Origin of the sequence: Hymenobacter defluvii (assembly GCF_017589435.1) — a bacterium.
GTDB classification, from domain to species: domain Bacteria; phylum Bacteroidota; class Bacteroidia; order Cytophagales; family Hymenobacteraceae; genus Hymenobacter; species Hymenobacter profundi.
Window position 1 is genome coordinate 915808 of record NZ_JAGETX010000001.1, and the last position, 20893, is coordinate 936700.

A 20893-nucleotide genomic window follows, 5' to 3' on the forward strand; every position below is an offset into this window, starting at 1 on the left:
GGCTTCCTGCGGAAAGCTGTCGAAGGGCGTTTCACCCTTTCACTCCGTTGTGATGACCCTCGAAGAAAAAATTACCCGCGCCGAGACGCGCATCTTCAAAGCCGTATTCCCCAACACTACTAACCACTACGACACGCTGTTCGGCGGGGCTACCCTGCACATGATGGACGAGGTAGCGTTCATCGCAGCCACCCGCTTTTCGCGCCTGAAAATGGTAACCGTCTCGTCCGAGCGGGTTGATTTCACCCATCCCATTCCCGGCGGCACGCTGGTGGAGTTGATTGGCCGCGTGGAGCACGTGGGCAACACCAGCCTGAAAGTACGCGTGGACCTGTTTGTGGAGCAGATGTACTCCGAGGAGCGCGAAAAGGCCGTTTCGGGCGTATTCACGTTCGTGGCCATTGATGAAAACAAGCGCCCCGTCCGTATTCTGGACACGCCCGTGGAGGCGGTAGGGTAGCAGCTTGTCATTTCGAACGCAGTGAGAAATCTGGAACACATCAGACTACTCTACCCATCAGGTAGACAGGAAAAATCTTGCGTGTGCCTACAATCCGATCAGCAGGAATACTTCAGATTTCTCACTGCGTTCGAAATGACAAGCTGCCACTCCTGCCGTATCTTTGCAATCCTTTTCCTACTTCGGTTTAAAGGTTAACTCCCTTTCACCCATGCATACCCCTTCCCCCCAGGAAGTCGAGCTGCTGCTTGCGCCCGAGCAAGCCTACGACGAGCTGACCCGCTACGAAGCCCTGCTAGCCGCGGCTGGCTTGCGCCCCGGCCAAGCCGATTTTGTGCACCTGCGCAAGCGCAGCATCGACGCCCGCGGCCGGCAGCCGCTGGTGCGCCTGCGCGCCGACATCTACCGCACGACACCGCCAGCCGAGTTGTTCGGACCCTGGTTTCAGTTTCCGGATGTAAGTCGCGCCCGCCGCACGGTGCTGATTGTGGGTGCTGGTCCGGCTGGGTTGTTCGCGGCCTTACGGGCTATTGAGCTGGGCATCAGGCCCATTGTAGTGGAGCGCGGCAAAGACGTGCGCACCCGCCGCCGCGACCTGGCGGCCCTCAACAAGCAACAGCTCGTTAACCCCGATTCCAACTACTGCTTTGGCGAAGGCGGCGCGGGCACCTACTCCGACGGCAAGCTCTACACCCGCTCCACCAAGCGCGGCGACGTGCAGCGCATCCTGCGCCTGTTGGTGCAGCACGGCGCTACCCCCGATATTCTGGTCGATGCCCACCCCCACATCGGCACCAACAAGCTGCCGGCCGTGGTAGCCGCCCTGCGCGACTCGGTGCGGCAGGCTGGCGGCGAGGTGCGGTTTGATACGCGGGTAGACGATTTGGTGCTGACCGGCAACCATCTGCGTGGCGTGGTCACGGCCCAGGGCGAGGAGTTGCTGGCCGATGCCGTGATTCTGGCCACCGGCCACTCGGCCCGCGACATTTACGAACTGCTGCACCGCCGCGGTGTGCTCGTCGAGGCCAAGCCCTTTGCCCTGGGCGTGCGCGTGGAGCACCAGCAGCAGCTCATCGACCGCGCCCAGTACCGCCTCCCCGACCGTGGCCTACTGCCGGCCGCTTCCTACGCCTTGGTGCACCAGACCCAGGGCCAGGGCGGGCAGCGGGGCGTATTTTCGTTCTGCATGTGCCCCGGCGGCTTTATTGTGCCCGCCGCCACTGCCCCCGGCGAGGTGGTAGTCAACGGCATGAGCCCCAGCCGCCGCGACTCCCAGTATGCCAATTCCGGCATCGTGACGGCCGTGGAGCTGGAGGATATGGACGTGCGCCAGCACGGTGCGTTGGCTGGCCTGCGCTTGCAACAACAAATAGAGCAACGCGCCTGCCAGCTGGCCGGCAATACCCAGGTAGCCCCCGCCCAGCGCCTGGGCGACTTCTTAAAAAGCAAGGTGTCGGCGGAGCTACTAGACACATCCTACCAACCCGGCCTGGTATCGGTGCCCATGGACAAGGTGCTGGGCAAAAACCTGGCGGGCAGGCTGCGGCAGGGCTTCGAAAACTTTGGGCGCAAGATTCCGGGCTATGCCACCAACGCCGCGCAGATTGTGGGGGTAGAGAGCCGCACGTCGTCACCGGTGCGCATTCCCCGCGACCGGGACACGTTGCAGCACCCGGTGGTGCGCGGCTTGTTTCCGTGCGGCGAGGGTGCAGGCTACGCCGGCGGCATCGTATCGGCCGCCATGGACGGCGAGCGGTGCGCAGAGGCAGTTAGTGGGAGCTTAGCGCTTTAATTGGAGCAAATACCTGGCTGGTTTGGCTGTTGGAATAAGGTGTTGTTTAACCGACAACACCTTTTTGCTTTGTAGATGTTAATGAACAGATTAGGATAAACCGCTGACTTCTACCTAAGCGAAAACGACCAAGTCAGCCTTTATAGCAGGAATCAACCCCATGAAAGTAGTTTCCTGTTTCTTGTGGCAACGTGTCGTCGCTGCTGCCTACTGCCACGCTTACTACGTATAATTACCTGTATGAAACCGAATTCCCTACCTGCTTTTTACGCTGCGTGTGCTCCAAGTTTGGAGTCCGCGGTAGGCGTCTTGCCGCCACCCGATATGGAACAGGGGGTAGGGCATTTCAACGTATTCCCGTTGGCAGACCTTCGCGGAGCACCCCCGATGACGTTTAACCGGCGGTCCTACTACAAAATCACGCTCTGCCGGGGGCGTAGCCAAGTAGAGTGTGCCGATCAGGCTCCGCACGTCGGCAATAACACTTTGTTTCTGGTGACGCCGCGCGTACCCTATCGGTGGTTGCCGCTCACCGAGGATTTTACGGGCTATAGCTGCCTCTTCGATGACGCCTTTCTGCTACCTGCCCGCACCGGGGTGGTACTGGCAGAGCTACCCATTTTTCAGCCTGGGGCCTACCCCGTGTGGGATGTGGCCGAGGCCGATTGCGCAGTGCTTGAAGCTATATTCGAGAAGATGGCCCGCGAACTCACGTCTGGCTACGCCTACAAGCACGACCTGTTGCGCACCTATCTCTGGGAGCTGATTCACTTGGTGCAGAAGCTACAGCCGGCCCCCGCCCCGCTGGCTACCCACAGCGCCGCCGAACGGGTAGCCACCCAATTCACGGAGCTACTGGAAGGGCAGTTTCCGCGCCAAAGCCCGCAGCCACCGCTCCGCCTACGCACCGCCACGGACTATGCCGATCAATTGGCCGTGCACGTCAACCACCTCAACCGCGTGCTGAAGGAGATGACGGGCCACACGACCACTGCCCTCATCAGCCGCCGCTTAATGCAGGAAGCCAAACTCTTGCTAAAGCAAACCGCCTGGAGTATTTCAGAAATTGCCGACAGCCTGGGCTTTACCGACGTAGCGCATTTTTGCACCTTTTTCAAGCGTCAGGCCAGCCAAACGCCAGGAGATTTCCGGCGCTTGGCCGTATTTGGGGTGTAGTTATCGGGCGTCAGCTTGTGTGGCGCCTTTGAAATTGCGCTGCCATGTTTGAAATCTACAACAGATGGGTTGACTGGCGAAGTTTGCCCCTAAGCTACTGCCCGGACCTTTGTGGGGTACTTACTCGCCTCCTTATTAAGTAGGAGGCTAAACTCACAACTGACATGGAAAACAAGAAAATTGCGCTGGTGACGGGCGGCAACAAAGGCATTGGCTTCGAAATAGTGCGGGGACTATTGCAGGCAGGCTGCCAGGTGTACCTAGGAGCCCGCGAGGCCACCAAAGGTGAGCAAGCCGCAGCGGCACTGGCTGCCGAAGGCGATGTTCGCTTCCTCGAAGTAGACCTAGCCAACCAAGCAACGCTCGACGCGGCTGCGGCGCGCCTACAACGCGAGACAGGCCACCTCGACATCCTGGTGAACAACGCGGGCATCAATGTGCCCGGCGACGGCTCACCGGGCACCGCCGATGTGCGCAGCGTAGCGCAAGTGCTACAAACCAATTTTTTGGGTACACTGGCCGTCACTCAAATGTTTTTGCCGCTGGTGAAGCAGGCCGCGGCGGGGCGCATCGTCAACGTGTCAAGCCCGCTGGGCTCGCTCACCATCGTGGGGCAGCACGATTGGGCCCTGCTAGGGTACTCGGCCTCAAAGGCTGCGCTGAATATGCTCACCGTGCAGTTAGCCTACGAACTACGGGCCACGGCCATCAAGGTGAATTCGGCCGCTCCCGGCTATACGGCCACCGACTTGAATGGCTTTGAGGGAACTGACACGCCCGCGCAGGGCGCGGCAGAGGCCATCCGGCTGGCCCTGCTGGCAGCCGATGGCCCCACCGGCACGGCATCCTCTTCCACTGGCGTCTTGCCTTGGTAAGGGTTTGCTGCTAAGCGGTATTGCTATGAATTTGCTTACCGCCTAGCCACTATCACCGAATCAACCTGCGTGAACCCGAGTCGGAGGTTTTCTCCTATTTGTTTAACAACACCTTTATTTACCCGTATTCCTTGAACGTTCAGCCTAATGACCTTCAAGTAAAAATCTAAGTTTCTAAGACCCCAAGACTCTATTTATGAAAAAGACCGTTGTTATCGGGGCCAGTGATAACCCCGCCCGTTATTCGTTTCGGGCCGTGAACATGCTTAAGAACCATGGCCATGAGGTAGTGCCCGTAGGCATCCGCAAGGGCCAGGTGGCCGGACTCGATATTCACACCGACCGCCCCGCCGAAGATGCTGTGGACACCGTGACGCTCTACGTAGGGCCCCATAACCAGCCCAGTTGGTACGACTACATTCTGGACCTCAAGCCCAAACGCATCATCTTCAACCCCGGCACCGAGAACGAGGAACTGGAAAAGATGGCTCAGGCCAAGGGCATCCGGACCGAAGAAGCCTGCACGCTGGTGATGCTGTCGATAGGCAATTACTAAGCTTGCATGACAGAGACAAACGTAGCATTTGGGGTAGCACGCGTATAAATCCAGCGCTTCCCGACCTAAGGTTTCTTTTTGCCACCTCCGTAAAGAAGACGCTACCTACCCCAGCACAGTGCTGGGGTAGGTAGCGTCTTCTTTTTGATATCACATCTAAAGCAATAATGCACACGCTATTACGCCACCACCAGTCCGTACTTGGCCATAATTTCCTGCACCCGCGCTGGGTCGGGTGGGCTGCCCGCTTGCAGCAGCGCGCCTAGCTCCCGGAAATACGCCGGGCCGATAAGGGCCGGGGTTAGTACGGTGAGTAGGGTAGCCGTTTCGGAGCCTACGTTGGCATGGTGATGCACTACGCCGCGCGGAATGAAGCACGAGTCGCCTGGTCCCAGCGTGCGGCTCTGGCCGGCTACCGTAGTGGTCATGCTCCCGGCTAGGCCGTACACCATTTCGTCTACGTCTTGGTGGTAGTGCGGGGCGGGCACTTTTGCTCCGGGTGGCACCGAAAACTCAAACACCACCAGGCGCTGGTCGGTGTCATCGCCATCCAGCAGAAAGCGCAGCTCCAGCGCGCCTACCTGAACAATTTCCTTGGGTTCTTTCATAGCATTGTGAATAAGATACTTGTGCGCGACGTACGATGTCGTGCAGGTTGAAAAGTAGCCGCCAACGGCAGCATGCCTACCCTGCTTCGACAGCCTAATGATATCCATGATCTTTTTGCTTTTGGCAAATACTCTAAAATTTTCTTTGCCGTCAGGCAACCGTTACTCCCCATCGCCCATCTACCTTCCCAAACACGCTTGCTATCGCCCTAGACCTCTACCCCAACACCCGTGACTGACGCCGACCTCATTGCCGCTTGCCGCCAGGGCAACAGCCGCGCCCAAAAACTGCTCTACGAGCGGTTTGCGGGGCTGATGCTCTCCGTGTGCCTGCGCTACCTGCGGCACCGCGAGGATGCCGAAGAAGTGATGATTGGCGGCTTTGTGAAGGTGTTTCGGGCGTTAGACCAGTACCGGCACGAAGGCTCGTTTGAGGGCTGGATCCGGCGGATTATGGTGAATGAGGCCCTGGGCCAGTTGCGCCGCAAGGAGCCCCTGCACCTGGCCATCGACGACGTGCCCAGCACCGCCGCCGTGACGCCCGCCACCGCCGACACCCAGCTTCAGGCCGACGACATGCTGGCCCTGCTGGCTGAGCTGCCCGCCGGCTACCGTACGGTGTTCAACCTGTACGCGCTGGAGGGCTATTCCCACCCCGAAATTGCCGAGCTGCTGGGCATTTCGGAAGGCACCAGCAAATCGCAGCTGAGTAAGGCGCGGGCCATGTTGCAGCGCCGCCTGACCGTGGCCAACGCCACGGCCATTTCTACCACCCCACCAAAAGAATACTATGCTACCGGAAGATATTGATCAACTGTTTCGGGACCGGCTCCAGGGCCACGCCCCTACCCCGCCCGACCACTTATGGGCTCAACTGGAAGAAGAGCTACAGCCCGCTAAGAAGCGGCCTACTATGTGGTTATATTCTGCCGCGGCGGTAATAGCCCTGCTACTGGCAGTGGGCTTGGGCTGGCTGCTGCAAGCTCCCGGCACCACCGATACAGCGGACCAGCTGGCTACCACGGCACCCGCCGTTTCCGCTCCGAAAAAAGATTTGCCTACCCAGGCAACTGCTCCCCAGGACCTCGCATCTACCTCTTCAGAAGCCCCGGTTGCTACCGCCCCCAGTGCTTCGGCAGCGCAATCGGTGCTGTCTGCCAGCCACTCCGCGGCGGCTTCCCGCATGGTTGCGGCCACTACTACTTCTGCTCGCCCGGCGCCGGCTGCCGTGGCAACGCTTGCTACCCCCAAGGCGCGTCCGGAGCGCCTGGAAGTGGCAGCTCCGGAAGTAGCCGTGGCGGCCGTGCCGGCCACGCTGACCACCACGCAAGTGCCTACCCGCCCCATTGAGGTGGAAGTGGTGCGTGAAGTGGCAGCGCCGGTGCTGGCCGCGGCCCAAACCCCGGTTTCGGCTCCGCAGCAGCGTACCCGCCTGGGTGCCGTGCTGCGCCAGGCCCGCAATGCCGTAGTTGGAGACCCGGTAGACCTACAGCAAGTAGGCCTACCCGAAACCCTGACGGTGCAGGCCCGCGTGGCCGGCCATCAGCTCAACAAAACGATTCAACTCTAACGCTCCTACGCCATGAAACGCGTTACTTCCCTGCTAGCTGCCGCCGCGCTGCTGGCCCTGGCCGCGCCTTGCTCGGCCCGTGCTACCGACCTTTTCTCCGCTCGTTCGCTCCGCCCTACCCCCGTTCTCAACGACGATACCATCATTGTACGGCTCCCCAACCAAGCCGTGATGACGCTTTATGTGAAAAACAAAGCCCAGCTGCGCCAGTTGCAGAACTACAAGCTCGACTCGCTGATGACGGTGCTGAACGGCTATATCAGCCAGGCCGAGGCAGCCGGCAAAAACTCTTCATCGGGTGAAGTGACGACGGAGTTCTACCCTGCTAAAGACCACCCTGGCGCCGGCGTGCCCGAGCAAATCCGCATCACGGTGCGCAACGAGGATGCGCAAGGCAAGCCCCAGAAACCCACCGCCGAGCGAGTAGACGTGACGCTGGGCCGCGTGGGCAACATCAGAGTAGAAGAAAACAAGGACGAGCACGGCAACGGCCACGTGTCCATCCACATCGACAACGACGGCAAGAAGGAAGTAGACCGCGACTCGTTGCGCCTGGCGCGGCGGCAGCGCGAGGCCAACCGCAGCAGCCAGAGTGCCTTCGGGATGGATTTGGGCTTGAATGCGCTGGTCAATAAAAGCAACTACAGCAGCGGGCAGCCCATTGATCTGCGGCCTTTTGGTTCGCGCTACGTGAGCCTGTACTGGCGCTACGCCCAGCGCCTGGGCAGCAAAGGCTCGCCCATGTACCTGCTGCTGGGCCCCGAGTTTTCCTTCAACAACTTCATGCTCGATAATGATACCCGATTTGTATCGAACACGAGCTTGATAAGCGGCCAACCCAACTACACAACGGTAGAGCGGGTAGGCTACAACCTGGAAAAAAGCAAGTTGGCCATGTCTAGCGTCAACCTGCCCGTGATGCTGCAAGCAAATCTGCGCGACAAAGAGTACCACAAAACGTTCCGGCTGGCAGCCGGTGGCTTCGTGGGCTACCGCCTGGGCACGCACACCAAGCTAAAGTACGACCAGGATGGTGACACGCGGAAAGACAAGGACCGCGGCAGCTACAATCTGGAGGATTTCCAGTACGGGCTACAGGGCAGCATCGGCTTCCGTAAGGTAGACCTGTTTGCCAAGTATCACCTCAACCAACTCTTCAAGGACAACCGTGGTCCCCAAGCCCAGAGCCTGAGCTTCGGCGTCTCGTTTTTCGGGATTGATTAAGGAGTAGCATTGGCTTTACAAAGAACGTCATGCTGAGCGCAACGCAGCGGAGTCGAAGCATCTCTACCGTAATGGTAATTTCAATCGTTGAATATTACTCACGGTAGAGATGCTTCGACTCCGGCTACGCCTACGCTCAGCATAACGTTCTTTTTTCGGAGCAAAGGCCCCTACCCCGCCCGGAAGAAATTGTCCAGCAGGATGGCTGCCGAAATGGCCACGTTCAGGCTCTCGGCTTGGCCACGCCCAGGGATGTGCAGGCGCTTGGTGAGGCACTGCTCCACAGCCGGCGTGAGGCCGTGGCTTTCGCTACCCATCACTAACACGCCTTGGGGCTGCAACCGGAGGTGGTGCACATTATCGCCGTGCAGGTCGGCGCCATAAACGGGCATCTCGGGGGGTAGGGAAGCGAGCCACTGGGGCAAGTCGCGCTGCCACACGGGCACGCGGGTGAACGAGCCCATGGTGGCGGCCACGGTTTTGGGGCTCCAAGGGTCGGCGCAGGTATCGGAGCATACCACGCCGGGCAGGCCGTACCAGTCGGCTAGGCGGATGAGGGTGCCCAGGTTGCCAGGGTCGCGCACTTCGTCGAGCGCCAAGAGCAAGCCGGGCACTGTGGGCAAAGGCGACTCCTGGGGTAGGCGGGCTACGGCTAGCGCCGTTTGGTTGGTAGCCAACGTACCCAGGCGGGTCAGTTCCTCCGCCGATACCACCTCCACGGGTACCTGAGGCGGGAATGGCGAAATTTTTGCCGCAAACTCCGCCGTCACGAACAACCGTTCGGTCAGAAGTGTGGAACTTAGCAGCTCCAGAACGCTTTTGCCTCCTTCTACCAGAAAAGCGCCGTGCCGCAACCGGTATTTTTTTTGGTGCAGGGCGTGCACATATTTCGCTACTGCTTTTGAAACCATCGTTATTCGTTAATACGCTTGGGGCCAGCCACCTCTGGCGGCGCCTATTGCCCGTGTGCTGGCTGCTGCTGGCCCTGGTTGGCTGCGCACCTACCAAGTTGCTGCCGCCCGGCCAGAACCTGCTGAATGAGATTGAGTTGAAGGGGGTAGACAAGGCCGACGCCGAGCGCATGCAAACGCTCTATCAGCAGCAGCCCAATTCCCGCTTTCCCATCCCAAAGCTACTCATCTATCAGCTGGGGACGAATTTTTATGATTCGACAAAGGTCCGGCGTAAGCTCAACGAGGACCTGGAGCGCTACAACCAACTCATTGCTGAGGCCCGACCCGACTCGGTGGAGGTAGCCAAGCTCACGCAGAAGCGGGAGCGGCGCAACCGCCGCTTTCAGCAGAAGCTAGAAAAGGGCAACTCCATTATGCGCATTGGCGAGCCCCCGGTACTCTACGATACGGCCCTCACGCGCCAAACGGTCACGCAGCTCGATATCTTCCTGAAATCCAAGGGTTTCTTCCGCAGCAGCGTATACGCCACCGACACGGTGGAGGACCGCCGCGTGACCGTAACCTACCACGTGCACGAGGGCCTACCCTTTCACTACACCCAGCTCAATTACACCATCCCCGACACGGCCGTGGAGCGGCGGGTACTGGCTTCCCGCCCCCAGTCGCTGCTGCATGTGGGCGACCAGTACGACGAGGAAGTGATTGGGCAGGAGCGCACCCGGCTTGAAACGTTGCTGAAAAACGCAGGCTACTACGACTTTCGGGAGCAGTACATCACCCTGGAAGCCGATACCAGCTTTGCCCCTACCACCGTGCGCCTGCGCACCTTCGTTGCCGATCCAGCACCCGGCCAATCGCACCGCCTGTATACCATTGAGCGCGTGAGCTTTATTTCCGATGCCGGCATTGTCCGCTTCGGGGTAGCGCGCGACACTATCGTGCGCGACTCGGTGAAGTTTTTAGCCTACGAGCACAAAATTCGCCCGCGTATTTTGGATAATAAGCTGGAAGTACGTCCCGGTGACCACTACAGCCTGGCCAACACGCTGCTCACGCAGCGGCAGTTGGGTACGCTGGATATGTTCCGTTTCAACACGGTGAATTACCGCCGCCTACCCCGCCAGTCGAACACACTGGCCGACTCGGTACAAGGCCAGCTGGCGGCCATTGTGAATGCCTCACCAGCCAAAAAATTTCAAGAAACCACTGAGTTTGGCGGCACTTACGTGAGCGGCTTGGTAGGGCCCTTTGCCAACGTGCGCTTGCGCGTGCGTAACCCGTTTGGCGGAGCTGAGGTGTTGGAATTTGGTATCCGTTCGGGCTTCGAGGGGCAGTATAACATTGCCAGTACCGACGATGAAACCAGCGGTAACCCAGATGCGGTACTCACGACCCAAATTGGCGGCAACGTGAACCTGGTGATTCCGCAGTTCATTATTCCCTTCCGGCCCCAGCGCTACCTGGTACAATATAATCCACGTACGCGCATCAACGCTTCGTATACCTTCGTTAGCCGGCCGCAGTACACACGCACCAATGCCGAGGCTACGTACGATTATATCTGGCAGCGCTCCGAGTTTCACCAATACGTATTTACGCCTGCTGATTTGAGCATCGTGAATACGCCCTTTAACTCAATTGATCCGGCGTTCTTAGCAAATTTACAAGAGCTATCAAACCAAGGATTTCCGCTGATTCAGAGCTTTACGCGGCAGTTGGTACCCAGCATCAACTTCACTTCCCTCTACAATTCCAACGATTTTAATGAAACCCGAGATGCCCGCTACTTGCGATTGTATGCGGAGGTAGGCGGCCTCACACGTAAGATCTATCAGGCAGTTTTCCCGGATCTGAACGTATTCAACTTCGCCCGTTTCAGCGCGGATTATCGTCGCTATATCAAGCTGGATTCAAAATCGTATTTCGTTTACCGCTTCAATGTGGGCGCGGCACGGGCTCTTACCCCTACCACCTACTACCCACCCGGCTCTGATGAGCAACAAACTGGTCTGATTATCCCCTATGATAAATTTGTATTTGCCGGGGGCAGTTCCAGTGTACGGGCCTGGGCACCGCGCCGCTTAGGCCCAGGCTCCTTCTCTACTTTGATCAACGGCAAGCAAAACCTAGCACAAGAACAACCCGGCGAGTTGTTGTTAGAAGGCAACGTAGAATACCGTTTTCCGCTGTATAGCTTTATTAATGGTGCTGTATTCACAGACTTTGGCAACGTCTGGCTATTGCATGCCGACGAGTCTCGCATTGAAACAAATCCGGATTATAAAAACGCTCAGTTTGCGTTCAACCGCTTCTACAAGGAATTTGCCGTGGGCTCGGGTTTCGGTCTGCGCTTCGACTTCACCTTCCTTATTCTGCGCCTCGACATAGCCACCAAAGTCTACGACCCCACTTACCCCGGCAACCGATGGGTGATTCGCAACTTCGGCTTCGGCGCCCGCCAAACAGCGTTTAACCTGGGTATTGGCTATCCGTTCTAATGAGTGAGTGAGTACAAAACGGCTGTCATCCTGCGCTTACGAAGGATGACAGCCGTTTTGTACTCACTCCTTGCTACCACCCCAGCAACTCGCCCAGCGTTTTAGCTACTTTTTCAGTGTTGGGAAGCATTTGGTTCTCCAACGCTACATTCAGCGGAATAGCGGGAAGGTTGGCAGCGCCCCGGGTAAACACCGGCGCGTCGAGGTGCTGGAAGCAAGTGCGCTGGATGCGGCCTGCGAGGCTTTCGGCGAAGGAGTTGAGCAGGGGTTCTTCGGTGAGCACCAGCACTTTGCTGTGCTGACGCACTGCCCGTTCCACCGCCTCGTAGTCGAGGGGGTTGAGCGTACGCAGGTCCAGGATTTCGACGCGGCCGGGAAACTGCTGGCTGGCGGCTTTGGCCCAGTACACGCCCATCCCGTAGGTGATGACCACGCAGGTAGCGCCTCGGCGCGTCTGCTCAGGGTCGGCGGGTTGGGCAATGGCGGCCTGGCCCAGGGGTAGCACGTAGCCGGCGGCCGGCTCGGGGGTGCGGGCGTCTTCGGTGCCGGGCACTTTGCTCCAGTACAAGCCCTTGTGCTCCAGCAGCACCACCGGATTGGGGTCGAGGAAGGCGGCGCGCAGCAGGCCCTTCATATCGGCGGCGTTGCTGGGGTAGACCACCTTAATGCCCCGAATGTTGAGCAGCGTGCTTTCCACCGAGCCCGAGTGGTAGGGCCCGCCCCCACCATAAGCACCCACCGGCACCCGAATCAGGCTCTGCACCGGAAACTGACCGTTGGACAGGTAGCATGATTTCGACAGCTCCTCTACCAGTTGGTTCAGGCCCGGCCAGATATAGTCAGCAAACTGAATTTCAACAATGGCCTTCGCCCCTACGGCCGACATGCCGGCCGTGCTGCCCACAATATAGGCCTCCTGAATGGGCGTATTGAATACCCGCGCCGCGCCGTGCTTCTGGGCCAGCAGCGCCGCCTCCCGAAACACACCACCCAAGGCGCCGCCCACGTCCTGCCCGTAGAAGAGCGCCTCTGGAAACTCCCGCAAAATATCGTCTACCGCGTGCAAGGCGGCGTCTACCATTGTTACTTTCTCGGCACCGGCGGGGCTTCGCTCACCGGCTTCCTCGGTCACGGCGGGCGGGGCAAACTCGTGGTCGGCGAAGGTAGCGGGGTCGGGGTCAGCGGCTTGCAGGGCGCGCTGGTAGTCGTCGTCTACCGTGGTGCGGGCCTGGGCGGCCAGGTCGTCCAGTTCGGCTTCGGTGGCCAAGCCCATATCCAGCAGCTGGCGATGCAGGCGCGGGAGTGGGTCGTGGGGTTCGTGCTGGGCGAGGTTGTCGCCGCGGTATTTTTCGCGGCGTACGCCGCTGGTGTGGTGGGCCAGCAGCGGACAAGTGGCGTGCACCAGCACTGGCCCGCGGGTGTCGCGGGCGTGGGCAAAAGCGGCGGCCAGCCCAGCGTAGGAAACGGCAAAATCAGCGCCGTCAATCTTCAGACGATGCAGGCCTTTAAAGCCAGCGGCAAACTCGTAGGCATTCATGGCGCGCATCTCACGGCCGGTAGCCGAAATACCCCAATCGTTGTCCTGCACCAGAAAAATAATGGGTAGCTGGTGCAGCACAGCCATTTGCAGGGCCTCGCTCACCTCCCCCTCGGTCATGGCTCCGTCGCCGATGGAGCACAGCACCACGGGGCGCTGGTCGGCGGTTTTCAACAGGCCCTGGCTTTCCAGATACTTGATACCGTGCGCCATGCCGGTGGCCGGAATGGCCTGCATACCCGTTGCCGAGCTTTGGTGCGGAATAACGGGGAAACCCTCCCGGCGCAGCGAGGGGTGCCCGTAGTACGTACGCCCACCCGAAAAGGGGTCGTCGCGCTTGGCCAGCAGTTGCAGCATCAGCTCATAGGGCTGCAAGCCCAGGCCCAGCAGCAAGGCATCGTCGCGGTAGTAGGGGGCGGCGTAGTCGGTGGGGCGCAGGTGGAAGGCGGCGGCCAGTTGCACGGCCTCGTGGCCGCGGGCGGTGGCGTGCACGTAGCGGGCCGTTACGGCCTTGTTTTCTTCGTAAAGACGCGCCAGCTCGGCGGCCGTGTGCATCAGGCGGTAGGCGCGCATCTGGGTATCCGGGCGGGGAACGGTGAACGGGGAAGCAGGGTCGGAAAACGGGGCGGGCTGGGTGGTCATGCAGGTAGGGTAGGAAAAAGCGAAAGTACGGCTTTGGGCGAAAAGTGCCTGCGGGGCAGGTTTTGTACGTATTTTTGCCGGCTCAAGCGGCACGTTTCTTCGCGTCGCGTTCTTTTGGCTCAATCCACCGCGCTTTTGTCTGCTTCTCCCCTCGTTTCCCCTACCCCTGCCACCCCTACTTTTCGCGCCACCGTGGAAAGCTGGATGCGTGATTTCCAGGACCGCCTGTGCCAACAGTTGGAGCAGGCCGACGGCACCGGCGAGTTCCTGACCGATGCCTGGCAGCACCACCAGAGTGGCGGCGGCCGCACCCGCGTGCTCACCGAGGGCGCGGTGTTGGAGAAGGCCGGCGTGGCGTTTTCGGCGGTAGCGGGCGAGATGAGCGCCCAGGCGGCCCAGCTGCTGCACATGCCCAATCCGGCGTTTTTCGCCACGGGCGTGTCGGTGGTGCTGCACCCGCGCAGCCCCCGCGTGCCCATTGCCCACATGAACGTGCGCTACTTCGAGGCCGGCGATGGCCAGGCGTGGTTTGGCGGCGGCCTCGACCTCACCCCAATTTATGTGGATGAGGCGCAGGCCCGTTGGTTTCACGAGCAGATACAGGCCGTGTGCCAGCGCCACGCGGTGGCCTCCTACCCCCGTTTCAAGCAGTGGGCCGACGACTACTTTTTCCTACCCCACCGCCAGGAAACGCGCGGCGTGGGCGGCATCTTCTTTGACCGCCTCACGGTAGGCAAAGATGGCTCAGCCGACGCGCTGTTTGCCTTTGTGCAGGACGTGGGCAACCTGTTCGGCCCTACCTACACCGAGCTGATGCGCCATAACCAGGCCCTACCTTATGGCTCGGCCGAAACGCAGTGGCAACTAGTGCGCCGCGCCCGCTACGCCGAGTTCAACCTGGCTTTTGACCGGGGCACGCGCTTCGGCCTGGAAACCGGTGGCCGTACCGAGAGCATTCTGATGAGTATGCCACCCCGCGCCGAGTGGCACTACAACCGCGTGCCCGCGCCCGGCTCGCCGGAGGCTGCTACCCTCGCCTGGCTGCGTAAGGGTGTCGATTGGGTTTCTTCTACCCCAAATGCCGATTCCCTTGCTTGAACAGCTGCGCGCCTTAGATCGGTGGCTGATTATCGCCATCAACCTGCACCACTCGCCCGCGCTGGATAAGTGGATGGTGTTTTTTTCGGAACGCTTCGTGTGGTTTCCAGCGTACTTTGTGCTGGTGGTGGTGCTGGGCTACCTTTACCAGCGCCGTGCCCTGCTGCTGCTGCCGCTGCTGGGCCTGAGCGTGGCGCTGGCCGATGTGATTTCCAGCCGCTTGTTTAAGCCCTACTTTGCCCGCCTGCGTCCCTGCCACGACCCGCAGGTATCGACTACCTTAAACCTGGTGAACGGCTGCGGCGGGCAGTTTGGCTTTTTGTCGTCGCACGCAGCCAACTCGTTTGCGCTGGTAATTTTTCTGTGGCTGGTGCTACCTGCACGCTACCGCCTGGCCAAGTGGCTCACGCTGGCCTGGGCCGTGGTGGTGTGTTACAGCCGCATCTACCTGGGCGCCCACTACCCTTCCGATGTGGTGGCCGGCGCCACGCTGGGCAGTCTCACGGCCTGGGGCTGCGCCGAGCTATATAAATGGGGCACGGCGCGGTGGTGGCCGCATACTATGGCCCGAACCAGGTAGGGCCTTAGGGGCCGCACGCGCTTGTTCGCGGTGCGGCCCCTGTGCCCGCTCGCGGAGAAACCGGGTGATTATCAACCGCATCTTCGTTGTTTCCTCTGACTTCTGCCTATCTTCTGCCCCTTCTTTTGGCACGATAGGCATGATGAAAACACTTTTTTGGCTACTGCTGCTTTTGAGCGTAGCGGCCCCTTCCCACGCGCAACAACCGGAGCGCATACTCTGGCAAGTAGGCAAAGCCGATCAATCGGGGGCAGAATTTGCCTTAGCTCCGGCTGGTTTCCGCAAGTTCGTGGGACAGGATTTCGGCTATGAAGACAAGTGCTATTTCATTGGTGCTTCCAAGGAAAAACAGGCGTTTCCGTATGTGCTGCCGGGGCCGGTAGACACGTGGGGCGGCACCTGGAGTACCGCCGGCTGGCGCACCAACCAGGTGAATCTGCTATTTACCTTGAAGAAGTTGACCGCTACGGGTAGCTACAAACTCGTCATTCGATTAGCAGACTATGCTAAAACGTTTTTGCCTCTTCTACAGGTCAGCATCAACGGGCAGGAAGAACGAATCCAACTAAGCGCCGCGGGCTACGACGTGCGCCAACAGCGCCGGCCCAAGATGACCGAAAGCCCCGTTGACACGGCTTCCATCAGTGGCAATCTGGCGAAGGCTACCCCTAAAGTCATCGAAATTCCGCTGGATAAAGGCGTCCTGCAAGCGGGTGGCAACCAAGTCACTATCACCGTTACGGAAGGCTCATGGATTCTTTTTGACCAAGTGAGTTTGCTTGGTCCATCGGGCGTGACGGTGCAACGCCCCCAACAGCTTTTTGTGCGCTCTGTAACGCCTGCTCCGTACGAGTTAGCCGCCGATGGGCAGCGTCGGCAGCCGCTGCTGGTAAATGTGCAGCACGTGGCGGGCACGCCTACCCTAAGCGTACAGCTGGACGGCCAAACCATTTTCAGAGAGCCAGTAGAAAAGGGCGCGTACGAGTTTGAGGCGCCAATGCCCGCCGTAACCGTTCCTACCCAAAGCAAATACAGGATTCTGGAAAACGGGAAAGTGGTGCAGGAAGGCGTGGTGCAGCGGGCACCCCAGCAAGAGCAAACCCTGGCCGACTACGTGGATACCCGCATGGGCACGGCCCACTCCCGGTGGATGATTGCGCCGGGCCCCTGGATGCCGTTTAGCATGGTGAAGATGAGCCCCGACAACCAGAACAGCGGTTGGCAAGCGGGCTACCAGCCTACCTATGAAAGCGTGGGCACCTTCAGCCACATCCACGAGTGGACGATAGCTGGACTTGGCGTATTTGCCACCAACGGCAAGCTCCAGACCCACATAGGCGATGAGCTGCGGCCTGAATCGGGCTACCGCTCGCGTATTGAGAAGAAAACGGAAAAGGCGCCCATTGGCTACTACGCGGTGCAGTTGGCCGATTATGGCATTAAGGCGGAAGTGACAGCTACCACCCGTTGCGGGTTCGAGCGGTTTACGTTTCCGCAGGACCGCGACAGCGCCCGCGTGCTGCTCGACTTTCACATTCCGTCGGAGTACGAGTATCAGTTGAAGGAGGTACAGGTGAAGCAAGTGAGTGCAACCCGCCTCGAAGGCAGCATTCACCAGTTTTCGCCCGGCGTGTGGAGCAACGATGCCTCCCAGGACTACACGCTGCATTTTGTGGTTGAGTTCGATCAGCCGATCAAGCGGCTCGGCGGCTGGCTCAACAACCAAATTCAGTACGGCACCACCTTCATTGGCAAAGACTTGAAGGACGCCGGCTTGTTTGCTGAGTTCGACGCCCGGCAGCATCCCGTAGTGCAGGTGCGGTCCGGCATTTCGCTGGTGAGCATTGCCAATGCCGCCCAAAACCTGCAAACCGAAGTAACGGCGCCGTTCGGCTGGCGCTTCGAGGCCGTCCGCCAACATCAAGTCGATACGTGGAACGAGCTGTTCAACCGCGTGCAGATTACCACCACCAATCGACTGGAAAAGATGCGGTTCTACAACGCCCTGTATCGCTCCATTTGCAGCCGCAACACCTGGAGCGACGCCAACGGCGACTGGCGCGGCACCGACGGCCAGGTGCATCGCCTACCCCACCCCGCCGACGACGTGGCATTGGGCTGCGATGCGTTCTGGAACACTTTCTGGAATCTGAACCAGGTCTGGAATCTCGTCACGCCGGAGTGGAGCAGCCGCTGGGTACGCTCGCAACTGGCCATGTATGACGCCTACGGTTGGCTGGCAAAGGGTCCGGCCGGCATGAACTACATTCCGGTGATGGTGGCCGAGCACGAAATTCCGCAGATGGTAGCCGCCTACCAGATGGGCATTCGGGACTTTGACGCGAACAAGGTGTTGGCGGCCGCGGTGAAAATGCAGACCACCCCAGCCCAAAAGGTGTTCACGGGCTTTGCCGGCAACCGGGACCTGGTTGCCTACGAGCATTACCACTACGTGCCCTCCGACAAAGGCCGCTTTTCCAACTCATTGGAGTATTCCTTCGACGATTGGACGGTAGGACAATTGGCCAAGTCGCTCGATCAACCTGGTATCTATCAGAAATTTAACGACCGCGGCTATTGGTGGCAAAACACGATAGACAGCGCCGGCTACAGCCACACGAAGCTCAGCAACGGCACCTGGACGAAAGCGTTTGACCCGTTCCGCAGCGGCGCCAACGAAGAATATGTGGAGGGCAACGCCTGGCAGCTCACGTTTTTCGTGCCGCAGGATGTGCCCGCGTTGATCAAACAAGTGGGTAGGCAGACCTTTATCGACCGGCTGGAATGGGGCTTCCGCGAGAGTGAGCCGTGGCGCTACAATGGCCTGAACGACCAATACTGGAACTACCCCGTGGTGCAGGGCAACCAGCAATCCATGCACTTTGCCTTTTTGTTCAACTGGGCGGGCAAGCCCTGGTCTACCCAGAAATGGAGCCGCTCGATTCTGGAGCGCTACTACGGCTACGGCGTGGGCAACGCCTACCTCGGCGACGAGGACCAGGGCCAGATGAGCGCGTGGCTGGTGATGGCGGCTTTGGGCTTGTTTCAGACCGATGGCGGCACCAGCGCCGCGCCAATTTACGAAATCGGTAGCCCGCTGTATTCCAAAGTTGATATTGACTTGGGGCAGCGTTTTGGACGAGGCCACAAATTCACTATCGAAGCCAAGGGTGCCTCCCGTCGCAACCTCTACGTGCAGGCGGCCATGCTCAATGGCAAGCCGTTGCAGTCCTTTCAGTTTCCGGCGACAGAGCTATTGAAAGGCGGCTCATTGGTTCTCGTGATGGGTCCTCATCCCAACGAACAGTGGGGAGTAACACCGGCTAAATGAGCATTATATAGTAAAGCGCGCAAGTTATTTTGATCGTTTACTGTCAAAACGATCATATTATTCTTAATATAGCAGCGACAAAATCACCGCTAATCGGTCGGCATCATACGTCGGCACGCGATGACACTAGACCGCGCATCAGCTTTAAGGGTGTAATGCGCGGCCCTGCACTACCCCTGTTGCTGCCTTCTATGCGCTCTTCCAACTACGATAAGTTTCCCTTTGTGCCGGTCGCCGCGAGGCCAGATGCTTGCCAAACCGACTGGCCGGCTATTACTGAAGCACTGCGAGCGGCCCTACCCGCCGCGCCTACTGCCCCCGACCAACCCCTGGTGCTAGCCGTGGAATGCTACCCCGGCACCGACCTCAAGCAACTCCAACAAGAACTCGTGCAGGCCTTGCAGCCGGCGCAGTGCTTGGTAGCCGATGACTTCTACCGTTCGCCCGCCGATATCGACGCCATGGTGGCCGGCCCGCTCACCGACGACCCCGTTTTTGGCCGACTCAATGGCCTGACGGTGACCGACTTTTTTGACCCGTCGAAACTTCAGGCGGCGCAAGCGGCACTGGCTTCGGCAGCGGGCAAACTGGTGGTAATTATAGGCACCGGCGCTACATTGGTATGCCCTACCCCCGCTGTTGTAGTCTATGCCGACTTGGCCCGTTGGGAGATACAGCTGCGGCAGCGACGCAACGAAATTGCCAACCTAGGCAGCGACAACTTCACCGAAAAAGCCAGCTTGAAGTACAAGCGGGCGTATTTTGTGGATTGGCGGGCGGCCGACCGCCTGAAAAAGCAAGTCCTACCCCGCGCCGACTTCCTGCTCGACACCAACGACCCTACCCTACCCAAGCTCATCACTGGCGCCGACCTGCAAGCCGGACTGGCGGCCGCTGTGCGGCGGCCGTTCCGGGTGGTGCCGTTTTTTGACCCCGGTGTGTGGGGTGGGCAGTGGCTGCGCGAAGTTTGCGACCTACCCGACGGCCCGCCCAACTACGCCTGGGGCTTCGACTGCGTACCCGAGGAAAACTCGCTGCTGCTAGGCTTCGGCGACGTGCGCGTGGAAATCCCGAGCATCGACCTCGTGTTTGCCCACCCCCGCGAGCTGCTGGGCGAGGCCGTGCACGGGCGCTTCGGCACCGAGTTTCCCATCCGCTTCGACTTTCTCGATACCATGGGTGGCGGCAACCTTTCGCTGCAAGTGCACCCGCTCACGGAGTACGCCTTCGACAAGTTCGGCCTGGCGTATACGCAGGATGAAAGCTACTACATGCTGGACGCCGAGCCGGACGCGGTTGTGTACCTGGGCATGAAGGAAGACGCTGATTTTCCCGCCATGCTGGCTGATTTACAGCGCGCCCAGGACGACCCCACTGCGCCTTTTCCCGCCGCGGAGTACATCAACGAGTTTCCGGCCCGCAAACACGACCATTTTCTAATTCCGGCGGGTACCATTCACTGCTCGGGCGCTAATGGGATGGTGCTGGAAATTTCGGCTACCCCCTACATCTTCACCTTTAAGCTCTGGGATTGGGACCGGCTGGGCCTCGATGGCCGCCCCCGGCCCATTCACCTCACCCACGGCGCGGCCAACATTCAGCCCGACCGTACCACCGCTTGGGTGGAGCAGAACCTGGTAAACCACCTAGAGCCCGTAGCCAGCGGCTCCGGCTGGCGGGAGGAGCGCACCGGCCTACACGAGCGCGAGTTCATTGAAACACGCCGCCACTGGTTCACCGATGTAGTGCCGCACCACACCCACGGTGGCGTGCAGGTCCTCAACCTGGTGCAGGGCACGGAGGCCATCGTCGAAAGCCCAACGGGAGCCTTCGAGCCCTTTGTGGTGCACTACGCCGAGACGTTTATTGTGCCCGCGGCGGTAGGCGCCTACACCATCCGACCCCACGGCGCGGCAGTTGGGACGGAGTGCGCTACCCTGAAGGCCTACGTGCGGACCTAAAGCGAATTTGAGGTTTCCAGCTACAACGCTGTGTCTGTTAGGCTCCTACCCCCAGCTCCCCCAGAAGAGGA

General features: G+C 59.8%; 16 protein-coding genes. 13 read left to right on the top strand and 3 right to left on the bottom strand.

What is annotated here, in order from left to right:
* Positions 1–52: 52 nt before the first annotated feature.
* The 5 genes from J4D97_RS03745 (at position 53) to J4D97_RS03765 (ending at position 4859) form a co-directional block, all read left to right on the top strand.
* Complete coding sequence (locus tag J4D97_RS03745; protein ID WP_187319797.1) at positions 53–460, top strand: acyl-CoA thioesterase; 408 nt, start codon at positions 53–55, stop codon at positions 458–460.
* Positions 461–671: 211 nt separating this feature from the next.
* Positions 672–2252, top strand: a complete 1581-nt coding sequence (locus tag J4D97_RS03750; protein WP_208306398.1) for an NAD(P)/FAD-dependent oxidoreductase — start codon at positions 672–674, stop codon at positions 2250–2252.
* 360 nt (positions 2253–2612) lie between these two features.
* On the top strand, positions 2613–3428 hold the full coding sequence (locus J4D97_RS03755) for a helix-turn-helix domain-containing protein (protein ID WP_243900106.1): 816 nt from the start codon (positions 2613–2615) through the stop codon (positions 3426–3428).
* A gap of 164 nt (positions 3429–3592) precedes the next feature.
* Positions 3593–4303 (top strand): SDR family NAD(P)-dependent oxidoreductase, encoded by a 711-nt coding sequence (locus J4D97_RS03760; RefSeq protein WP_208306400.1) that lies wholly within the window; start codon positions 3593–3595, stop codon positions 4301–4303.
* Between the two features lie 196 nt (positions 4304–4499).
* Positions 4500–4859 carry a CoA-binding protein gene (locus J4D97_RS03765; RefSeq protein WP_185283706.1) on the top strand — a complete coding sequence of 120 codons (360 nt, stop codon included), beginning with the start codon at positions 4500–4502 and terminating at the stop codon, positions 4857–4859.
* Between the two features lie 179 nt (positions 4860–5038).
* On the opposite strand, the gene J4D97_RS03770 is transcribed toward J4D97_RS03765, so the two are convergent.
* The gene (locus J4D97_RS03770) at positions 5039–5467 is read right to left on the bottom strand and encodes a cupin domain-containing protein (protein ID WP_208306401.1); all 429 of its coding nucleotides are present in this window, start codon (positions 5465–5467) and stop codon (positions 5039–5041) included.
* A gap of 231 nt (positions 5468–5698) precedes the next feature.
* Between J4D97_RS03770 and J4D97_RS03775 the strand changes: the two genes are divergently transcribed.
* Genes J4D97_RS03775 through J4D97_RS03785 form a run of 3 tightly spaced genes read left to right on the top strand, consistent with a single transcriptional unit; the run spans position 5699 to position 8261 of the window.
* Positions 5699–6277, top strand: a complete 579-nt coding sequence (locus tag J4D97_RS03775; protein ID WP_185283708.1) for an RNA polymerase sigma factor — start codon at positions 5699–5701, stop codon at positions 6275–6277.
* Positions 6258–7037, top strand: coding sequence for a hypothetical protein (locus tag J4D97_RS03780; protein WP_208306402.1), 780 nt, complete (start codon positions 6258–6260; stop codon positions 7035–7037). Before J4D97_RS03775 ends, J4D97_RS03780 begins: the two co-directional genes overlap by 20 nt.
* A 12-nt stretch (positions 7038–7049) precedes the next feature.
* On the top strand, positions 7050–8261 hold the full coding sequence (locus J4D97_RS03785; RefSeq protein ID WP_208306403.1) for an outer membrane beta-barrel protein: 1212 nt from the start codon (positions 7050–7052) through the stop codon (positions 8259–8261).
* Between the two features lie 170 nt (positions 8262–8431).
* On the opposite strand, the gene J4D97_RS03790 is transcribed toward J4D97_RS03785, so the two are convergent.
* Complete coding sequence (locus J4D97_RS03790; protein WP_185283711.1) at positions 8432–9172, bottom strand: RNA methyltransferase; 741 nt, start codon at positions 9170–9172, stop codon at positions 8432–8434.
* Between J4D97_RS03790 and J4D97_RS03795 the strand changes: the two genes are divergently transcribed.
* Positions 9163–11673, top strand: a complete 2511-nt coding sequence (locus J4D97_RS03795; protein WP_208306404.1) for a BamA/TamA family outer membrane protein — start codon at positions 9163–9165, stop codon at positions 11671–11673. The two genes, J4D97_RS03790 and J4D97_RS03795, sit on opposite strands and share 10 nt — an antisense overlap.
* Positions 11674–11746: 73 nt before the next feature.
* Here the strand turns inward: J4D97_RS03795 and J4D97_RS03800 are convergent, their stop codons facing one another.
* A complete protein-coding gene (locus J4D97_RS03800) occupies positions 11747–13852 on the bottom strand; it encodes an alpha-ketoacid dehydrogenase subunit alpha/beta (protein WP_208306405.1) in 2106 nt (701 codons plus the stop codon).
* 135 nt (positions 13853–13987) lie between these two features.
* Between J4D97_RS03800 and hemF the strand changes: the two genes are divergently transcribed.
* The 4 genes from hemF (at position 13988) to J4D97_RS03820 (ending at position 20822) form a co-directional block, all read left to right on the top strand.
* Positions 13988–14950: an oxygen-dependent coproporphyrinogen oxidase gene (gene hemF, locus J4D97_RS03805; protein ID WP_279592405.1), complete on the top strand. Its 963-nt coding sequence runs from the start codon at positions 13988–13990 to the stop codon at positions 14948–14950.
* Positions 14943–15530, top strand: a complete 588-nt coding sequence (locus tag J4D97_RS03810) for a phosphatase PAP2 family protein (RefSeq protein ID WP_208306406.1) — start codon at positions 14943–14945, stop codon at positions 15528–15530. Before hemF ends, J4D97_RS03810 begins: the two co-directional genes overlap by 8 nt.
* A gap of 139 nt (positions 15531–15669) precedes the next feature.
* Positions 15670–18861 (top strand): GH92 family glycosyl hydrolase, encoded by a 3192-nt coding sequence (locus J4D97_RS03815; RefSeq protein ID WP_208306407.1) that lies wholly within the window; start codon positions 15670–15672, stop codon positions 18859–18861.
* A gap of 191 nt (positions 18862–19052) precedes the next feature.
* Entirely contained in the window at positions 19053–20822 is a 1770-nt protein-coding gene (locus tag J4D97_RS03820; RefSeq protein ID WP_243900107.1) for a class I mannose-6-phosphate isomerase, read from the top strand.
* Positions 20823–20893 lie beyond the last annotated feature (71 nt).

What these genes read in the sequence shown, in the direction of transcription:
- J4D97_RS03745 (WP_187319797.1), top strand. Translation starts at nt 53, where the DNA reads ATGACCCTCGAAGAAAAAATTACCCGCGCCGAGACGCGCATCTTCAAA.
- J4D97_RS03750 (WP_208306398.1), top strand. Translation starts at nt 672, where the DNA reads ATGCATACCCCTTCCCCCCAGGAAGTCGAGCTGCTGCTTGCGCCCGAG.
- J4D97_RS03760 (WP_208306400.1), top strand. Translation starts at nt 3,593, where the DNA reads ATGGAAAACAAGAAAATTGCGCTGGTGACGGGCGGCAACAAAGGCATT.
- J4D97_RS03765 (WP_185283706.1), top strand. Translation starts at nt 4,500, where the DNA reads ATGAAAAAGACCGTTGTTATCGGGGCCAGTGATAACCCCGCCCGTTAT.
- J4D97_RS03770 (WP_208306401.1), bottom strand. Translation starts at nt 5,467, where the DNA reads ATGAAAGAACCCAAGGAAATTGTTCAGGTAGGCGCGCTGGAGCTGCGC.
- J4D97_RS03780 (WP_208306402.1), top strand. Translation starts at nt 6,258, where the DNA reads ATGCTACCGGAAGATATTGATCAACTGTTTCGGGACCGGCTCCAGGGC.
- J4D97_RS03785 (WP_208306403.1), top strand. Translation starts at nt 7,050, where the DNA reads ATGAAACGCGTTACTTCCCTGCTAGCTGCCGCCGCGCTGCTGGCCCTG.
- J4D97_RS03790 (WP_185283711.1), bottom strand. Translation starts at nt 9,172, where the DNA reads ATGGTTTCAAAAGCAGTAGCGAAATATGTGCACGCCCTGCACCAAAAA.
- J4D97_RS03800 (WP_208306405.1), bottom strand. Translation starts at nt 13,852, where the DNA reads ATGACCACCCAGCCCGCCCCGTTTTCCGACCCTGCTTCCCCGTTCACC.
- J4D97_RS03815 (WP_208306407.1), top strand. Translation starts at nt 15,670, where the DNA reads ATGATGAAAACACTTTTTTGGCTACTGCTGCTTTTGAGCGTAGCGGCC.
- J4D97_RS03820 (WP_243900107.1), top strand. Translation starts at nt 19,053, where the DNA reads ATGCGCTCTTCCAACTACGATAAGTTTCCCTTTGTGCCGGTCGCCGCG.